Source organism: Rhodanobacter sp. Root627, assembly GCF_001427835.1.
In the GTDB taxonomy this organism is placed as follows: Bacteria; Pseudomonadota; Gammaproteobacteria; order Xanthomonadales; family Rhodanobacteraceae; genus Rhodanobacter; species Rhodanobacter ginsenosidimutans.
Genome location: NZ_LMGW01000002.1, coordinates 866,670 through 881,401, shown reverse-complemented (window position 1 = coordinate 881,401; position 14,732 = coordinate 866,670). Strand labels below are relative to the sequence as shown.

The window sequence follows — 14,732 nt, the reverse complement described above, 5'->3', positions numbered from 1 at the left end:
ACTTGATTGATACAAACGTCATGATGGCTGCAAGCGCGGTATCTGAACTATCCAGGGTGGCTCCGCATGCCATGCCGCTGGAGCCAGAGCTTCGTGAGCTGGTGTTTGACTGGCTGCAGAATTTTGAGCTTGTGGATGACCGGATCGTGCTCGATGAAGAGGGTCTGATTCGAGACGAATACGAAGACAACCTGCCCCACAACTGGCGGGAGCAGGAATACGCGATGCAGGTTCTGCAGCATAAAATCGATCACTATCTTGCGGACTACGTTCCCATCGATGTTCGTGTTGACGAACACGGTGCCCGGCATCTTCTGAGTGAAGCTTTCGAACATCTTGTTACGGATCGTGCTGATCACAAATGGGTTTGCTGCGCACTGGCCGCTCATCTACTTCATGAAGAGATGCCCCCGATTGTTTATGGCGCCGAGACCGATTGGTTCATTGCCGAAGCTGGTTTGATCCCTGAGGGAATAAAGTTTGTTCGGTTGCTCCCGGACAATTGGTACGAAGAAAGGATCGCCTAGCAGTGAGCGCCTTCTTCCGCTTCCCACATACACCCCATCTGGCTTGGCTAGGTGTAGGCCAGCCTCGCGATGACAAGGTCCTGTCCACCGAAGAAGCGACCATCCTGTTGAGCGGTAGCGTGGTGGTGGAAGAGAAGCTCGATGGCGCGAATCTCGGGATTTCGCTGGCGCCCGATGGCCAACTGCGCGCCCAGAACCGCGGCCAATACCAGACAGAGCCACTCAGCGGACAGTTTTCCCGCCTTGCCTCATGGCTGACCAAACATCGGTTTGCCCTGACTGACCATCTTGATCAGCGGTTGATCCTCTTCGGCGAGTGGTGTGCTGCCAAGCACTCGCTCGACTACGAGTCGCTGCCAGACTGGTTTTTGCTGTTCGATGTTTATGACCGTGTGGAGCAGCGCTTCTGGAGCAGCACCCGGCGCAACGCCATGGCTACCTCACTCGGCCTTTCCGTCGTCCCCCGGCTCTTTCACGGTCGAGCCACGTTGTCCGATCTCAAAGCGCTTTTGCAGAGCACCCCCAGTCTCTATCGAAACGGACCACCCGAGGGACTGGTGATTCGCGCTGAATCCGAACAGTGGTGCGAGGCACGTGCCAAGCTGGTGCAGCCCGAGTTCACCCAGGCCATCGGCGAGCACTGGCGTAACCGGTCCATCGAATGGAACCACCTCCAGCGCCCAACGGGTACCGACGCATGAACCCATTGCAGCGGGCGCTGATCGAAAAGGCCGGTCACGATCACGGCTTCGAATATGTATTGCCCAGCGACGATGGCACCGTACGTCTTGCTTCCGCTCTTCATCGAGCGCAAGCCGTGGTGACACCTCGAGACCATGGGTTCGAACTGGTCTTTTCCAGCGCGGGACCTCACCTGCTGCAAGCAGAGTTGGTCCGCACTTTTCCCGCTTCGTTGCTGCCAGACGGAAGCTTTGTCGCAACCGAGCACGCTGACCTGGCGCAGATCCTCCGCCGCGCCGCCGCACTCGCCCGCGCGTTGCCCAATCAGGCTGCGATGGATTTCGAAGCCCAAGTCGCAGGCGAACTTGCGCAACTCTCGTCTGACCAGACCCGTGATACCGAGGTCGAACGCATGGTGCGTCAGCGCGTCGGCCAGCAGACCCTTCGCCAAGCCATGTTGAATTATTGGGGCAATGCCTGCGCTGTCACGGGCGTGTCCCATACTGCCGTACTGCGCGCCAGCCACGCCAAGCCTTGGGCGGAGTGCAAGAGCGACGCGGAACGACTAGACGTGTTCAACGGCTTCCTGCTCAACGCCAACCTCGACGCCTTGTTTGATCGCTTTCTGATCAGCTTCAGTTCTTCTGGCAAGCTTCTTGTATCGCCAGCAGTTTGTGCGTCGGACCGCATGCGACTCGGACTAGACCAGACACTACACCTTCGCTGGTTGGCTGATGAACATGCCAAGTATCTAGAATTTCATCGAGCTCGGTTCGAGGCGATCGGGTAGTTGATGCCGCGGACTGATCGATTGATCGGCCACTTTCCGGCGCCGCCTTTTGGGCTTTGGTTCAGTTCACTTCCACATCGTTGCCACCGGAGGTCCGAATGTTTATCGACGCCAATAAATATGAAGCTGCTGTGCGCGCAATCGTCGAGAACGACGATGAAGTTCGCATGGCGGTTGCGTTCTGGGGCAAGGGCGCTGCGGAAATCGTTGCGGCGCGGAGCGGTAGACCAACTCAGATTGTGTGCAACCTGGCGATGGGAGGTACAAATCCTGGTGTTGTCGAGCAGCTGATGAAAATGAAGGGCGTGCGGGTGAAGCAGGATGACCGGCTGCACGCCAAGGTCATCATCGGCTCATCGTCGGCGCTCGTGGGTTCGGCAAATATGTCGACCAATGGGTTGAGCCTCGAGGGGCCGGAAGTAACGGGGTGGAATGAAGCGGGTCTGCGAACCAGAAAACCGTCCGAGATGTCGTCTATCGGAGGTTGGTTCGACGATGTTTGGAGGGCGGCGCGCCGTATTACGTCCACGGATATTGCTGACGCACGCGCGTTATGGCTTAAGCGCCGGAGCACCCGTCCACTTCAGCGCGGCGGCAAAGCGACCGTAGGCTTCAGTCTGAAAAACACCAAAGTAGGTTCGCTCACGGACCGCCCGATTTATTTTGCCATATACCGTAACAACCGCCTGTCGCCGGAGGCTGAGGCCGTACGCCAGTCCGCAGTGCCTAGCCTAGGGGGTGAGACTCCGCCCACGAGCGTGCGCATTGATTACCACGCTTATGAAGGCTGGGACGATCTGCCGCGAGATACGGACGCGGAGATCATCGACATCCACTATCGCAAAAACGGCACCATCAAGTGCCTTGGGGCCACGCGGCGGATCGAGAAGAGAAACAGGCGCGTCGTGTATGAGGATGGCGAGGTCGGACACATTGCCCTAGCCATGAGAATCCCGACGATCGCTGGACGACCGTTCGGCCCAAGAGAACGCGTCGCGCTGGCGGCAGAAATCGAGCCGTATATCCGCCAAATCTGGAACGACACTGCGCAGCTCGATGAGGATGCGGAGGGCGTCACCATTGTTGCGGCGGATATGAAGCGGTTTGTCGTGGGTCGGAAGGTTGCGCTTCCGCCCCGTTAATGCGGACATATCTTCCATGGTGCCGATGACGCGGCAGCAGACGTTTCATACGAACCAAGGCAATCCGCATGACCACCGCACCCAAAATCGAATCAAGCGACTTGACTATCGAGCAGGTCTACAAGGACTTCTACGCCGTTCCCGACTACCAGCGCGAGTACGTCTGGGCTGAAGACGACGTACAAACCTTTGCCGAGGATATTTACGACGAGTTCTATACCGAGAAGGGCGAGCTTGTTCCTGATTCGGAATACTTCATCGGTAGCATCGTGGTGTGCCGAAATGGGCAAGGTACGTTCGACTTGATTGACGGCCAGCAGCGCATGACCACGCTCTTCCTGTTCCTGTGCGCGATACGCGACCATCTGCGTACGCTCGGAGCGGATGCCAGCGGCTCACTGGACAAAATGATTGCGGACACGCGCGTCGCCGAAGATGGTACCGACGCCCGCGACTACCGGTTGATCCTGCAGTACGAAGACAGTCGCGACATTCTTGAGCGTATTGCTGATGGTCGCGTGCCAACCAGCGCGGCCCAGACTGATACAACGTCGATGCGCTGCATCATCGATGCCTACCGGGTATTGACGACCTTCGTGGTGGACGAGTTCAGCACGAACGTGGCTGAGGTACGCAAGTTTTTCGCTACCTTGATCCGTCGGGTCAAGCTGATCCGCATCGTGACACCCAATCTTTCCCATGCGCTCAAGGTTTTCGAGACAGTCAATGACCGCGGCGTCGGTCTGACCGCCATGGATCTGTTGAAGAACCTGTTGTTCATGCGTGCCGCCGCGTCAGACTACCCGAAGCTCAAGGACGCCTGGAAGCGGCTGACCGGCGATCTCGATGCCTGCAAGGAGAAGCACCTCCGCTTCCTGCGCTATTTCGTCATGGCCACCTCGCCCGCATTCCGCATGAAATCCGGCAAGCCGCTGCGCGAAGACGAGATCTACGAATGGTTCACCGCGCACGCCGGTGATTCCGATCTGAACATTGAAGGTCGGCCTTTGGCATTCCTGGAGAAGCTGGTAAACGCGGCAGCGCAATATCGACGTTTTGCTGAAGGCAAAGCATCCGATGGCACGCCGATTCGCTACTTGGACAACATCCAAAGCCTGAGCGGGAAGGCGCGCCAGCATTTCATCCTGATGTTGGCCGGCCGTCATCTGCCCACCGATGCACTCGATACGTTGGCGCAGCAACTGGAGTGCCTGTTCTTCGTCTACACGGTGACTCGCGAGCCCACCAAGGCGTTTGAGGGGGTTTTTGGTGACTGGGCGGCCGACTTGCGCCGTGCCCGCGGACGCGAGGACGTCGAAGCCATGATTGCGCTGCGTGTAAGGCCGTTACTGCAGGCCAAATCCAGCGATTTCGATTTCGCGATGGGCGCATTGACCGCCAGCCGCATACAGAAGTATCGCTTGAAATACGTTCTGGCCAAGCTGGCGCAGTATCTGGAACATGTCGCTTACCAAGGTGCGCTGGCATCGGCCGACCTGGCAACCTATCTCGATGGCAAGCTCGAAATCGAACACATCCTGCCGCAGAACCCTGGCGCTGCTTTGCGCGCCTCCTTCGACAAGCCGGACGATTACGACCAGTGGGTCGAGCGGCTTGGCAATCTGACGTTGCTTGAAAAGCCACTCAACCCCGCCGCGGGAAACAAGGACTTCGATGAAAAGCTGAAAGCCTTTGCCCAGTCCAAGGTTCTGTTGACCCGTGTTATCGACAGCATGGATGGCTATGGCAAAGACACCACACTCAAGCGCGCTCTGGAGCTGCTCTCCAGCTATTCGAGCTGGAACAGCGAGACGATCGAAGATCGTCAGAAGCAGCTCGCCGGGTTGGCGCGTAAGGTGTGGCTACTTGACGGGTAGGTAGGAAGGGTCTCGCTTGTACAATGCGTCGATGGATATCTTCAAAGCCTTCACCCTTGAAGCAGCGCACCGCCTTCCCAACGTGCCGGAAGTGCGCGCGACCGCATGGCAATCGTTCCATGTCGGGTGCATCTGACAGGCGAGCTCGGAGCCGACACGGGTTTGGTATGATACTTCGGTGGAGTTTAAGGCGGCGTTTCAGCCGATCTATGGCCAGCTCGACCATCACTACCTCAACGACATCGAACGGCTGGACAAGCCCACCAGAGAGCGACTTGCTGTCTGGATCTGAACAACTCAAGCCGCTGCTCCAGCTGCTCTCGGAGATCATGGTGCACGAGACCTGTATGTCCGGATGCCGTTACTCGGCACCCAAGTAGTCCGAGTTATAAGGTGAGCAACGACGTTTCGGAGCAACCCGCTTCGTCTGGGGGTGTGTTTCTTATCAGGTTGAAGACGATCAAGGCCTAATAAGGCTTTGTGGCATCCATTCGAGTGCACCCAAACCACCAAATCCTCTCGTCCATCAGATCAGTGAATGACGAGCGATCAAGCCCGCCGATACGGTTTTTTTTGTGTCTGAATTTCCCGTCTGCAAGGATGGATGCCGGTCGGCCCGTCGACGCCAAGAGCTGACGATGCTCTGCATCGTGCCAATGCCAAGCGGTCGCCGTTGGTCGACGGTCTGTCCTTCCACCTATCACCGCACCGTCGACGGCAACGGCAAGTCTAGAAACTCGTGGAATGCCGAGCTGTCTATCAGCGCATTCAACGCTTCGATGTCGGGTGCCAGGTGGCGGTCGTCGCCGTAGTGCGGCACGGTTTCGCGGATGCGGGCGTGTGCTGCTTCGAGTACGTCGGATGAGCGCAGGGGGCGGCGGAAGTCGATGCCTTGGGCGGCGGCCATCAGTTCGATGGCTACGATCTTGCGCACGTTGTCGACGATGTCGACGGCTTTGCGCGCGGCGAAGGTTGCCATGCTGACGTGGTCTTCCTGGTTGGCGGAGGTGGGTAGCGAATCGACGCTGGCGGGGTGTGCCAGGGTCTTGTTTTCGCTGGCCAGCGAGGCGGCGGTGACGTGGGCGATCATGAAGCCGGAATTGATGCCTGAGTCCTGCACCAGGAAGGCTGGCAGGCCGGAGATGCTGGCGTCGACCAGCATGGCGATGCGGCGTTCGGACAGCGAGCCGATTTCCGCCACGGCGATGGCGAGCTGGTCGGCGGCGAAGGCCACCGGCTCGGCGTGGAAGTTGCCGCCGGAGATCACGTCGCCGCTTTCCGGAAACACCAGCGGGTTGTCGGAGACGGCGTTGGCCTCGATCTCCAGCGTGCATGCGGTTTGCCGCAGCAGGTCGCGACAGGCGCCCATCACCTGGGGCTGGCAGCGCAGGCTGTAGGGGTCTTGCACGCGCGGGTCGCCGACGCGGTGCGATTCGCGGATGGCGCTGCCTTGCAGCAGTTGCCGGTAGAGCGCGGCCACTTCGATCTGCCCCGGTTGTCCGCGCACGGCGTGGATGCGCGCGTCGAACGGCGCATCCGAACCGCAGGCGGCGTCGACGCTCAGGGCGCCGGCCAGCACGGCGGCGGCAAAAACCTGCTCGGCGCCGAACAGGGCCATCAGCGCGATGCCGGTGGATACCTGGGTGCCGTTGAGCAGGGCCAGGCCTTCCTTGGCGGCCAGGCGCAGCGGGGAGATTCCCGCGCGGTGCAGGCCATCGGCGGCATCCATGATTTCGCCGCGGCAACGCAGCTTGCCTTCGCCCATCGCGGCGAGCGCCAGATGCGCCAGCGGCGCGAGATCGCCGCTGGCGCCCACCGAGCCCTGGCACGGGATGCACGGCCACAGCTCGGCGTTGTACATCGCCAGCAGGGTGTCGATGACCTGCATCCGCACGCCGGAGTAGCCGCGCGCCAGCGAGGCGATCTTCAAGGCCAGGATCATGCGCACGGCGGTGTCGTCCAGCAGCGGTCCCACGCCGGCCGCATGCGAGCGCACGAGGTTGGTCTGCAACTGTTCCAGCTGATCGGCCGGGACATGCACCTTGGCCAGCTTGCCGAAGCCGGTGTTGATGCCATAGGCCGGCTGGCCGGCGGCCACGATGCCTTGCACGGTTTGCGCCGCCGCGTGGATGCCGGCCGTGCAGGTGTCATCCAGTCGAATCGGCTCGAACGTCGCGGCGATATCGCGCAACTGGGCCAGGGGCATGTGTCCGGGAATCAGGGTTTGCATGGCGGATTTGTCCGGTGATCAAGATCGGGTGCAACGCAGGTTCGCGGGCTGGCGGCCATCGAACGCTGCGTCACGCATGCAGCGCGTCGCCGACGTGGAAACTGCCGACGAAACGGTATTTTGCTGCGGGGTGGGTGAGCCGCGCGACGCTGGCGACGCGGTCGCGCGACCAGGTGCGGCGACCCAGCACGAGCAGCGGCGCGCCCACGCTGACGTCCAGCCATTTCGCCAGGCGCCGGTTTGCCGCCTCCGCCTCGATCACGTGTTCCGTGCGCTGCAACGGCGCCGTGCGCATCAGGTAGTGATGCGGGATTTCCAGCTGGAAATCGATGTCCAGGTAACCGGGCGCACACGCCGGGCTGACGAAGCGGTCTTCCAGCTGCAGCGGCTTTCCGTCGGCCCGGTGCAGCAGGCGCGAGTGGAACAGCGGCTCGCCCGAAGCAATGCCGAACTGGCGGGCGATGGTCGGGCTGGCGGCGACCGATTCGCTGACCAGCACGTCGACCGTATGGGTCTCGCCGCGCGCCGCGATCTCGCTGCGGATGCTGCGCACGTCGAGCAGGGCCGACTCGACCTTGGGGTCGGCCACGAACGATCCCACGCCTTGCACGCGCGTGATCACGCCCGCGCTGGTGAGCTCGCGCATGGCCCGGTTCACGGTCATGCGCGACACGCCGAACTTCATGACGAGATCCTTCTCGCTGGGAAGGCGGCTTTGCGGCGGGTAGTCGCCGTTGACGATGTGCTGAAGCAGGTAGCGTTTCAGCTTCAGGTACGCGGGCGCGGGCTCGTTCATCCGCTTAGGATGACATGTCTATACAAGCCGATGAAAGGCCGTGAAACTTCCCCGCCAGGGCGCCAGCGTTGTGGTGAAGACCGCGCCGCTGTTTCCCGGCCGCGCCGCGGTCAGGCTGTTGCGACAAGCCGGATTTCCACGCGCAATCCGAGGAACACCGATACCTGCGTCGGCCAGCCGGCGGGCGTTAGCGTGCCCCGCCCTGCCCCAGCCTGATCGCGTAGAGCGCCGCGCCGTAATCCGGTGCGTGCAGGGGAAGCCGGATCTCGAAGACGGAGCTTGCCGCGCGGAGTGCATCGCGGAACGGTGTCAGCAGCAGGTCGCCGGCGTTGAAGGCCCCGCCGGAATACGACACCGGCACGGGTTCGCCCGTTTCAAATTGCAGCGCCAACCGCAGCGCGTCGCAGATCTGCGCCAGCTCGCGACCGGCATCGTGGAAGATCGCGATCGCCGCCGCGTCGCCCGCGCCCGCGGCATCGGCGACCTGGCGCGACAGTTGCGCCAGGTCGCTGCGCGGGGAGGCTTTTTCGCCGTAGATGTGGGCGCAGATGTCGAGGTCGTTGTCGAGCTTGAAGTGCGCGTTGAGGATGCCGTGCAGCGGGCCTTTGGGCAGGCGGCCGTCGCTCATGCGCGAGTAGGCGTTGAGGCCGCGGATGGCGATCCAGTAGGCGGAGCCTTCGTCGGAAAACGCTTCGCCCCAGCCGCCGGCGCGGGCGGCGGTGCCGTGGCGCTGGCCGTAGCCGATGGAGCCGGTGCCGGCGACGATGTTGATGCCGTCGGCGCAGGCCAGCGAGCCGGCCCAGCCGCAGACCATGTCGTTGTCGCAGGTGTAGCGGCGGTGGCCCAGGATCGCTTCGGGGAAGGTTTGCAGCAACGCGGTGGCGTGGCTGTCTTCGCCGTAGGCGGGCAGGCCGAAGAAGGCGTGGGCGATGTCGGCGGGGGTGCGTTTCGCGGCGGCCAGCACGTCGGCCACGCCGTCGGCGAGGATGGCGCGCACGCCGTCCAGGCCGACGTGCGGGTGGTAGGTGGTGCCCCGTTGCGCTTCGGCCAGCAACTGGCCGTCGCCGTCGATCAGGGCGAAGCGGGTCTTGGTTCCGCCGCCGTCGACGCCGAGGTAGACCGGTCCGTTCATGCGCTCAGCGCGTGCAGGCGCACGCCTTGCACCACGCGGTTGACGATGCCGGCGGGGTTGGGGTTGTCGGGCGTCACGCCCATCGCGCGCGAGGTGAAGAAGGCATAGACCTGCGCGATGGCGATGTACGGCCACAGCAGGTCGAGGTCGGCGGCAGTGGTCATGTCGGGTACCACGATGCTTTCGGCGCCGGCATCGGTGCGCGGTTGCGCGGTGACCTCGATGATGCGGCCGGCGCAGCCGTCGCGGCGCAGTTCGTCGATCAGGTCCAGATCGTAGCGGCGGGTGAGCGGATCGTTGGAGACAAACACCACCACCAGCGTGTGCGCGTTGACGAAGGTCTTGGGGCCGTGGCGAAAACCCAGCGGGGAATCGAAGCAGGTGGCGACGGCGCCGTTGGTCAGCTCGCCCAGTTTCAGCGCCGCCTCGCGCGCCAGCCCCTGCAGCACGCCGCTACCCAGGTAGGCGACGCGTTGGTGCTGCTCCAGCGCCAGCGCGTCCAGTACCGGCAGCGCGTCGTGGATGCTGCGGCCTGTGGCGTTGGCGATGGCGTTGATGCGGCTGTCCATGGTTCCAGCGGGCAGCAGTGCGGCCACCACGGCGTACATCATGCAGCTGAAGCTGGAGGTCATCGCGAAACTGGTGTCGTGGGTTTCCGGCGGCAGCAGCAGGGTCATGGCGTGGGCGACGGCCAGCTTGGCGAGTTCGCCGTCAGCGTTGCACAGCACGACCAGGTGGCGCACGTCGCGCACCAGCGATTCGGCCAGCTTCACTGCGGCCAGGCTTTCCGGGCTGTTGCCGGAGCGGCCGAACGACACCAGCAGCAGCGGCTGCTCGGGGTCGAGATACAGATGCGGCGCGCAGACGATGTCGGTGGTCGGCACCGCATCCACGCGGGCGGCCAGTTGGCGATCCAGCAGCGGCGCCACGCATTGGCCGATGTAGGCGGAGCTGCCTGCGCCGGTGAGGATCACCCGCGCGGCGGGGTTGCCGGTCAGCCCGCCAGCGAAGACCTGGATCTGTTCGTGCAGGTCGGCAACCAGCGCGTGGGTTTGTTCCAGCATGCGCGGTTGCTGCGCGATCTCCCGCGCGGTGGCGATCGCGCCGGAGGCGGTCAACGTGGATTCGGTGAGGCCCAGATAATCAGTGGTCATGGTGATGGCATGCATGGTGGTAGTCGTCGAGGGCGGCACTGATGTGGGCTATGGCCAGCGACAGCGGATCGCGCGAGGCGGTTCCGTTGCGCAGCGCATGCAGTGCGTGGGGGAGGAATTGGCTGATCAGCGGCAGCGGTGGCGGGTTCGCGCGCAGGTTGTCGAACAGGCGCTGGCGGGCCTGCTCGATCACCGGATCGGGCCAGTAATAACGGATGCGGTCGCTGAGGCTGTATTGCAGATCGATGGTCAGCGCGTGGCCTTGGCCGTGGTAGTAGCGCTGCCAATGGCCGGGCTGGGCGCGCATGCGCTCCAGCACCACGTCGCGCAGGTGGCTGCGTTGTGATTCGTCGATCCACTCGCGCTCGATCGCATCCAGCGCCCACAGCGCCTCACGCAGGGCGAAGGTCAGGCCGGGGCCGACTTTCAGGATCGCGAAGTGGTCGCGTACCAGCGCGTCCAGGCCGTCACGGGTCTGGTAATCGGTGGAGTGCGCCTCGAACACCATGCCCGGCACGGCGGTGATGGCATGGCTCAGTTCGCGGGCTTTCTGCGGCTGGTAGTCGACCACGTTGTGATGATCGAACTCCACGCCTGGCTGCACCACCGAGGCGATCACGCGATGCCAGGCGGCTTCCAGGCCGGCTTCGACAAACGCTTGCCGGTGCGCCTCGATCGTCGCCAGCGCGGCCTGCGGCGTGGTGACGGCCAGCCCTTCGATGGCTTCGGTGGCGCCGCCGGGAACCGGTACCTCGGTGCCGATCACGTACACCGGGGCCTCGCCGCCGGCGTTGGCATAGGCGGCTTCGGCGGCGCGGCACAGGCGCACCGCGCGGCGCACGATCTCCGCTTCCGGCAGCGGCTCGGGATCACCGGCGCAGGCCATCGAGCAGTCCAGATGGATCTTGCGGAAACCGGCGGCCACGTAGGCGCCCACCATCACTTCGGCCTTGTCCATCGCCGCGTCCGCGGTCAGCGCCGTCCACGGGTTGGGGCCCAGGTGATCGCCACCCAGCGCAATGCGTGCGTGGTCGAAACCCACGCGGTCGGCAATGCCGTGGACGAAGGCCACGAAATCGGCCGGCGTCATGCCGGTGTAGCCACCATCCTGGTTGACCTGGTTGCAGGTCGCTTCGAACAGCACGAAGGCCTGCTCGGTCCGCTGCGCCTGGCGCAGGCTGGCTTCGATGACGATGGGATGGGCCGAGCAGATCGAGGTCACGCCGGTGGCGTGCCCCTGCTTGTGTCGGGCGATGAGGTCGAGAAGGACTTGCATGGGGACGGGCTCCGGTCAGGGAAGGGGAGCGGGTGGATCGCGTTCGGGTTCGAGCACCAGCAGCAGCGAGGCGATCAGCGCCAGCACCAGGCCCACCATCTTCAGCGGGCCCGGCACGACGCTGGCGAAGATCAGCGACAGCACCGCCGTCACCAGCGGTGCGCCGGCATTGGTCAGCGGCGCCACCACGATCGCCTTGCCGTGGCGGAAGGCGTAGACGAGGGTCAATGCGCCGATGGCGTTGAGCACCTGGATACCGGCGGTCATCCACGGGCCGTCCAGGCCCATGTTCACCGGCTGGCTCCAGTCGGTCATCGCCAGCGCCACCGGCACCAGCAGCAATGCGCCCACGGTCATGTAGAAGAAGATGCTTTCGGCCCGCACCGTGTCGTTGGCCAGGCGCATGAAATACGCCTGCAGGCCCCACGCCAGCATGATCAACAGCGACTGCAGGAACCAGCCCAGACCACCGTCGGCGCTGCGGCCGAACGAAAGATCCAGCATCGGCAGCGCCACCAGCGCCAGCACGATGCCGGCCGTGCCCATCCAGCCCGTGCGTTCGCGCAGAAACAGGAATGACAGCGCGATGGTGACCACCGGCGACAGCGAGATGATCGGGAAGACGAAATACGCCGGCCCGATCGTCAGCGTGTGGAACAGCAGCATCTGGCCGCCGGCGCCCAGCAGGCCGATGGTCATGCCGTAGGCGATCGCACGCGGCGAACGTTCGAGCTGCCAGCCGCGGCGCCACAGGATGTACAGCGCGGGCGGGATCATCGTCAGCGCCCACACGCCATACACCAGCGTGTCGGGGAATCCGTGCTCGGCGGACAGCGGCGACAACGCGCCCCACACGCCCCATAGTGCGACCGTCGCCAATGCGAAACCCAGCCACGGTCGACGCGGCGAGGTGGCGGTGAGCGCCACGGCCGGCACACTCATGCGCGCGCCCCCACGGGTGTGGCCTGCAACAGCACGAAGTGCTTGAACGTCACGCGCAGCTTGGCGGCGTCCGCATCCACCTCGCCCAGATCGACCTCGTTGAACAGGTCGCGCACGCGGTAGCGACCTGGCGCCAGGCCGCGCAATGACACGGCACCGCTGAAGGTGTCGGCGTAGAACGTGTAGTACATGGCACCGTCCTTGGCGATGGCGTGCGCCTCGGGCCGGTCGAAGCCGATGTCGTAAAGCTCGCCCCGGTATTCGCCCTTGGGCAGCATGTGCTGCTTGTACAGCGTCACCCATTTGCGCCACAGCGCTTCCCGCTGCGGATTGAGCACCAACCCACCGGGCGGCAGCGGCTCGGAGGGATGCTCGGTGTCCTTGGGCCAGGTGAACTTGGTCGAGACCACCGCACCGATGCCCACGCTGGAGGCAAAGTCGTCGCCGCGATCGGACAACTCCACGTGGTCGCCCGCATAGCTGCTGCGCGAGCCCATCAGCGCCTTCATCGACTTGCCCTTGCTGCGCACCTGCCATGACGAGGTCGGGTCCGAAGCGGGATACTGGTCGGTGGCCGGAAGATTGTGGAAGTCGAACGCGGTGCCACACGGGCACAACTCCACCACGGCCTGCGGATTGGCTTCGTGGATGGCGTCGTAAATGGCCTTCCAGAACGTGGCCAGCCCCTCGACCGAATCGCTGGGGTGCGCATGCTTGTGCGCGGGGTTGTAGCAGGGAGCCACGCTGTTGAGGTGCTGGCCGTCGAACTTGATGCCCTCGAAACCCCAGTCGCCAATGATCTTTTTCACCAGCGCCACGTAGAAGTCGATGGTGGGCTGATAGGCGGGGCACTGGGTCAACGCGTTCCACCAGGTCACGGTCTGGAACGCGCCGCCTTCGTCCAGCAACAGCATGTCGGTGTGGTCGTGCAACACATCGCTGCCCGGGTCGGCGGCCAGCGGAGCCACCCACAGGCGCGGTCGCATGCCCTGGCGACGCACCTCGGCAGTGAACGCGCGCATGTCGGCGTCGCCGCGCGGGAACTTGCGCTTGTCGATGCGCCAGTCGCCCTCGTTGGTCTGCCAGCCATCGTCCATCACCACCCATTCGAAGCCCAGGTCGCGAGCCTTGGGCAGGGTGTCCAGGATCTGCTTGATGGTGAAGTCGCGCCCGTAGCCCCATGCGCACCAGATCGGCGCGAACGCGGAGGCGGGTGCCTGCGGCGCCACCAGGCCTTCGGCCTGCATGTAGGTTTTGTACTGCTGCAACGGTGCGTAGTGATCGCCGGTGTGCACGGCGAGCAGGGTGCGTTCGGTGATCAGGGTTTCGCCCGGCGCCAGCGTGGATTCCTGCAGCAGCTCGACCGCGATGTGCGCGCCCTTGGCCGTCTTCTTCACCGGCAGATCCAGCGGTCGCACCACCGGCTCTACGTGGCCCACGGCGATGCCGACGTCGCGGCGCCAGATATTGGCCACCGGCGTGCCGCCGCCGTAGTCGGACGAATCCATGGACAGCTTGTTGCGCTGATCGAAATCGGCACCCATCGGCTGCACCCAGTCGCGGCGGTCGGTGTGGGTGGTGCCGGAGAAGCTCCAGAAGCCGCCCGGTGCATCGGCCAGTTCGTGCGCGGCGTTGCGCCAGCCGGCGACCTTGAGCGGTGCGGTGCCGCTGTTGCGGTAGCGCGTCTGCAGCACGGCAAAGCCGGGCAGGCTGTCGAAGAACGTCACCGCCACCTGCTTTTCGACATGTCCGCTGGAGCGGCCGGTGACGATCACCTGACGGCCGGCACCGTGGCGTGGGTCGCGGATCGCTTCCTCGCGATGATCGGTGAGGGCGAAATCGTCCAGCGCGCCATTGGCCAGCAGCAGGCTTTCGCTGGGCTGGTACGGCGTGATGGCGCCGCCTTGGACGAGCAGGCTGCTGTGGAGTTTGCGGTCGAAGGCGATGGTCAGGACGGTGTCCTGGGCCACGGCATCCGCGCCTGCCACCGCGCCGCCGCTGCGGATCGCGGCGGCCATGGCTTTCGGCAGGAGAGCCATGGCCATACCGCCGGCTACGCTGCCAGCGACCAGCTTCAATACCGTGCGGCGTCCCATCGGTTCCATGGCGAACTCCTGCAAAAATGTTGTACCGATTCTGCGTCAGTGATCGGTGTTGATGCAAGCGTTTCGTTTCGGTATGGTGC

12 protein-coding genes and 1 pseudogene are annotated in these 14,732 nt (G+C 63.9%); 6 read left to right on the top strand and 7 right to left on the bottom strand.

All coding sequences use genetic code 11. From position 1 onward, the window contains the following. The first annotated feature begins 2 nt into the window (after positions 1-2). From ASD68_RS16870 to ASD68_RS11175, 6 genes and pseudogenes are all read left to right on the top strand, one after another. Positions 3-527 carry a hypothetical protein gene (locus ASD68_RS16870; protein ID WP_156458383.1) on the top strand — a complete coding sequence of 175 codons (525 nt, stop codon included), beginning with the start codon at positions 3-5 and terminating at the stop codon, positions 525-527. A gap of 2 nt (positions 528-529) precedes the next feature. Next, positions 530-1,228, top strand: coding sequence for an RNA ligase family protein (locus ASD68_RS11195; protein ID WP_056606732.1), 699 nt, complete (start codon positions 530-532; stop codon positions 1,226-1,228). Further along, positions 1,225-1,998, top strand: a complete 774-nt coding sequence (locus tag ASD68_RS11190) for an HNH endonuclease (protein ID WP_056606729.1) — start codon at positions 1,225-1,227, stop codon at positions 1,996-1,998. Before ASD68_RS11195 ends, ASD68_RS11190 begins: the two co-directional genes overlap by 4 nt. A gap of 98 nt (positions 1,999-2,096) precedes the next feature. Then, the gene (locus ASD68_RS11185; protein WP_056606726.1) at positions 2,097-3,140 is read left to right on the top strand and encodes a phospholipase D family protein; all 1,044 of its coding nucleotides are present in this window, start codon (positions 2,097-2,099) and stop codon (positions 3,138-3,140) included. A 68-nt stretch (positions 3,141-3,208) separates the two neighbouring features. Further along, the gene (locus ASD68_RS11180) at positions 3,209-5,017 is read left to right on the top strand and encodes a DUF262 domain-containing protein (protein ID WP_056606722.1); all 1,809 of its coding nucleotides are present in this window, start codon (positions 3,209-3,211) and stop codon (positions 5,015-5,017) included. 31 nt (positions 5,018-5,048) lie between these two features. After that, positions 5,049-5,397, top strand: a pseudogene (locus tag ASD68_RS11175) (6-carboxytetrahydropterin synthase). A 320-nt stretch (positions 5,398-5,717) separates the two neighbouring features. Here ASD68_RS11175 and hutH read toward each other — a convergent pair. The 7 genes from hutH to ASD68_RS11140 form a co-directional block, all read right to left on the bottom strand. After that, complete coding sequence (gene hutH, locus ASD68_RS11170; protein WP_056606720.1) at positions 5,718-7,247, bottom strand: histidine ammonia-lyase; 1,530 nt, start codon at positions 7,245-7,247, stop codon at positions 5,718-5,720. A gap of 70 nt (positions 7,248-7,317) precedes the next feature. Then, a complete protein-coding gene (hutC, locus tag ASD68_RS11165) occupies positions 7,318-8,043 on the bottom strand; it encodes a histidine utilization repressor (RefSeq protein WP_056606717.1) in 726 nt (241 codons plus the stop codon). Between the two features lie 187 nt (positions 8,044-8,230). Further along, the gene (locus ASD68_RS11160) at positions 8,231-9,175 is read right to left on the bottom strand and encodes a BadF/BadG/BcrA/BcrD ATPase family protein (protein WP_056606714.1); all 945 of its coding nucleotides are present in this window, start codon (positions 9,173-9,175) and stop codon (positions 8,231-8,233) included. Beyond that, positions 9,172-10,329: an SIS domain-containing protein gene (locus ASD68_RS11155; RefSeq protein ID WP_056606711.1), complete on the bottom strand. Its 1,158-nt coding sequence runs from the start codon at positions 10,327-10,329 to the stop codon at positions 9,172-9,174. Before ASD68_RS11155 ends, ASD68_RS11160 begins: the two co-directional genes overlap by 4 nt. Beyond that, a complete protein-coding gene (locus ASD68_RS11150; protein WP_056606708.1) occupies positions 10,319-11,605 on the bottom strand; it encodes a D-tagatose-bisphosphate aldolase, class II, non-catalytic subunit in 1,287 nt (428 codons plus the stop codon). The genes ASD68_RS11155 and ASD68_RS11150 overlap by 11 nt, the downstream gene beginning before the upstream one ends. A gap of 15 nt (positions 11,606-11,620) precedes the next feature. After that, positions 11,621-12,547: a DMT family transporter gene (locus ASD68_RS11145; protein WP_056606706.1), complete on the bottom strand. Its 927-nt coding sequence runs from the start codon at positions 12,545-12,547 to the stop codon at positions 11,621-11,623. Further along, positions 12,544-14,652, bottom strand: coding sequence for a glycoside hydrolase family 36 protein (locus ASD68_RS11140; RefSeq protein ID WP_056606703.1), 2,109 nt, complete (start codon positions 14,650-14,652; stop codon positions 12,544-12,546). The genes ASD68_RS11145 and ASD68_RS11140 overlap by 4 nt, the downstream gene beginning before the upstream one ends. Positions 14,653-14,732 lie beyond the last annotated feature (80 nt).

What these genes read in the sequence shown, in the direction of transcription:
- ASD68_RS11190 (WP_056606729.1), top strand. Translation starts at nt 1,225, where the DNA reads ATGAACCCATTGCAGCGGGCGCTGATCGAAAAGGCCGGTCACGATCAC.
- ASD68_RS11185 (WP_056606726.1), top strand. Translation starts at nt 2,097, where the DNA reads ATGTTTATCGACGCCAATAAATATGAAGCTGCTGTGCGCGCAATCGTC.
- ASD68_RS11180 (WP_056606722.1), top strand. Translation starts at nt 3,209, where the DNA reads ATGACCACCGCACCCAAAATCGAATCAAGCGACTTGACTATCGAGCAG.
- hutH (WP_056606720.1), bottom strand. Translation starts at nt 7,247, where the DNA reads ATGCAAACCCTGATTCCCGGACACATGCCCCTGGCCCAGTTGCGCGAT.
- hutC (WP_056606717.1), bottom strand. Translation starts at nt 8,043, where the DNA reads ATGAACGAGCCCGCGCCCGCGTACCTGAAGCTGAAACGCTACCTGCTT.
- ASD68_RS11160 (WP_056606714.1), bottom strand. Translation starts at nt 9,175, where the DNA reads ATGAACGGACCGGTCTACCTCGGCGTCGACGGCGGCGGAACCAAGACC.
- ASD68_RS11155 (WP_056606711.1), bottom strand. Translation starts at nt 10,329, where the DNA reads ATGACCACTGATTATCTGGGCCTCACCGAATCCACGTTGACCGCCTCC.
- ASD68_RS11150 (WP_056606708.1), bottom strand. Translation starts at nt 11,605, where the DNA reads ATGCAAGTCCTTCTCGACCTCATCGCCCGACACAAGCAGGGGCACGCC.
- ASD68_RS11145 (WP_056606706.1), bottom strand. Translation starts at nt 12,547, where the DNA reads ATGAGTGTGCCGGCCGTGGCGCTCACCGCCACCTCGCCGCGTCGACCG.
- ASD68_RS11140 (WP_056606703.1), bottom strand. Translation starts at nt 14,652, where the DNA reads ATGGAACCGATGGGACGCCGCACGGTATTGAAGCTGGTCGCTGGCAGC.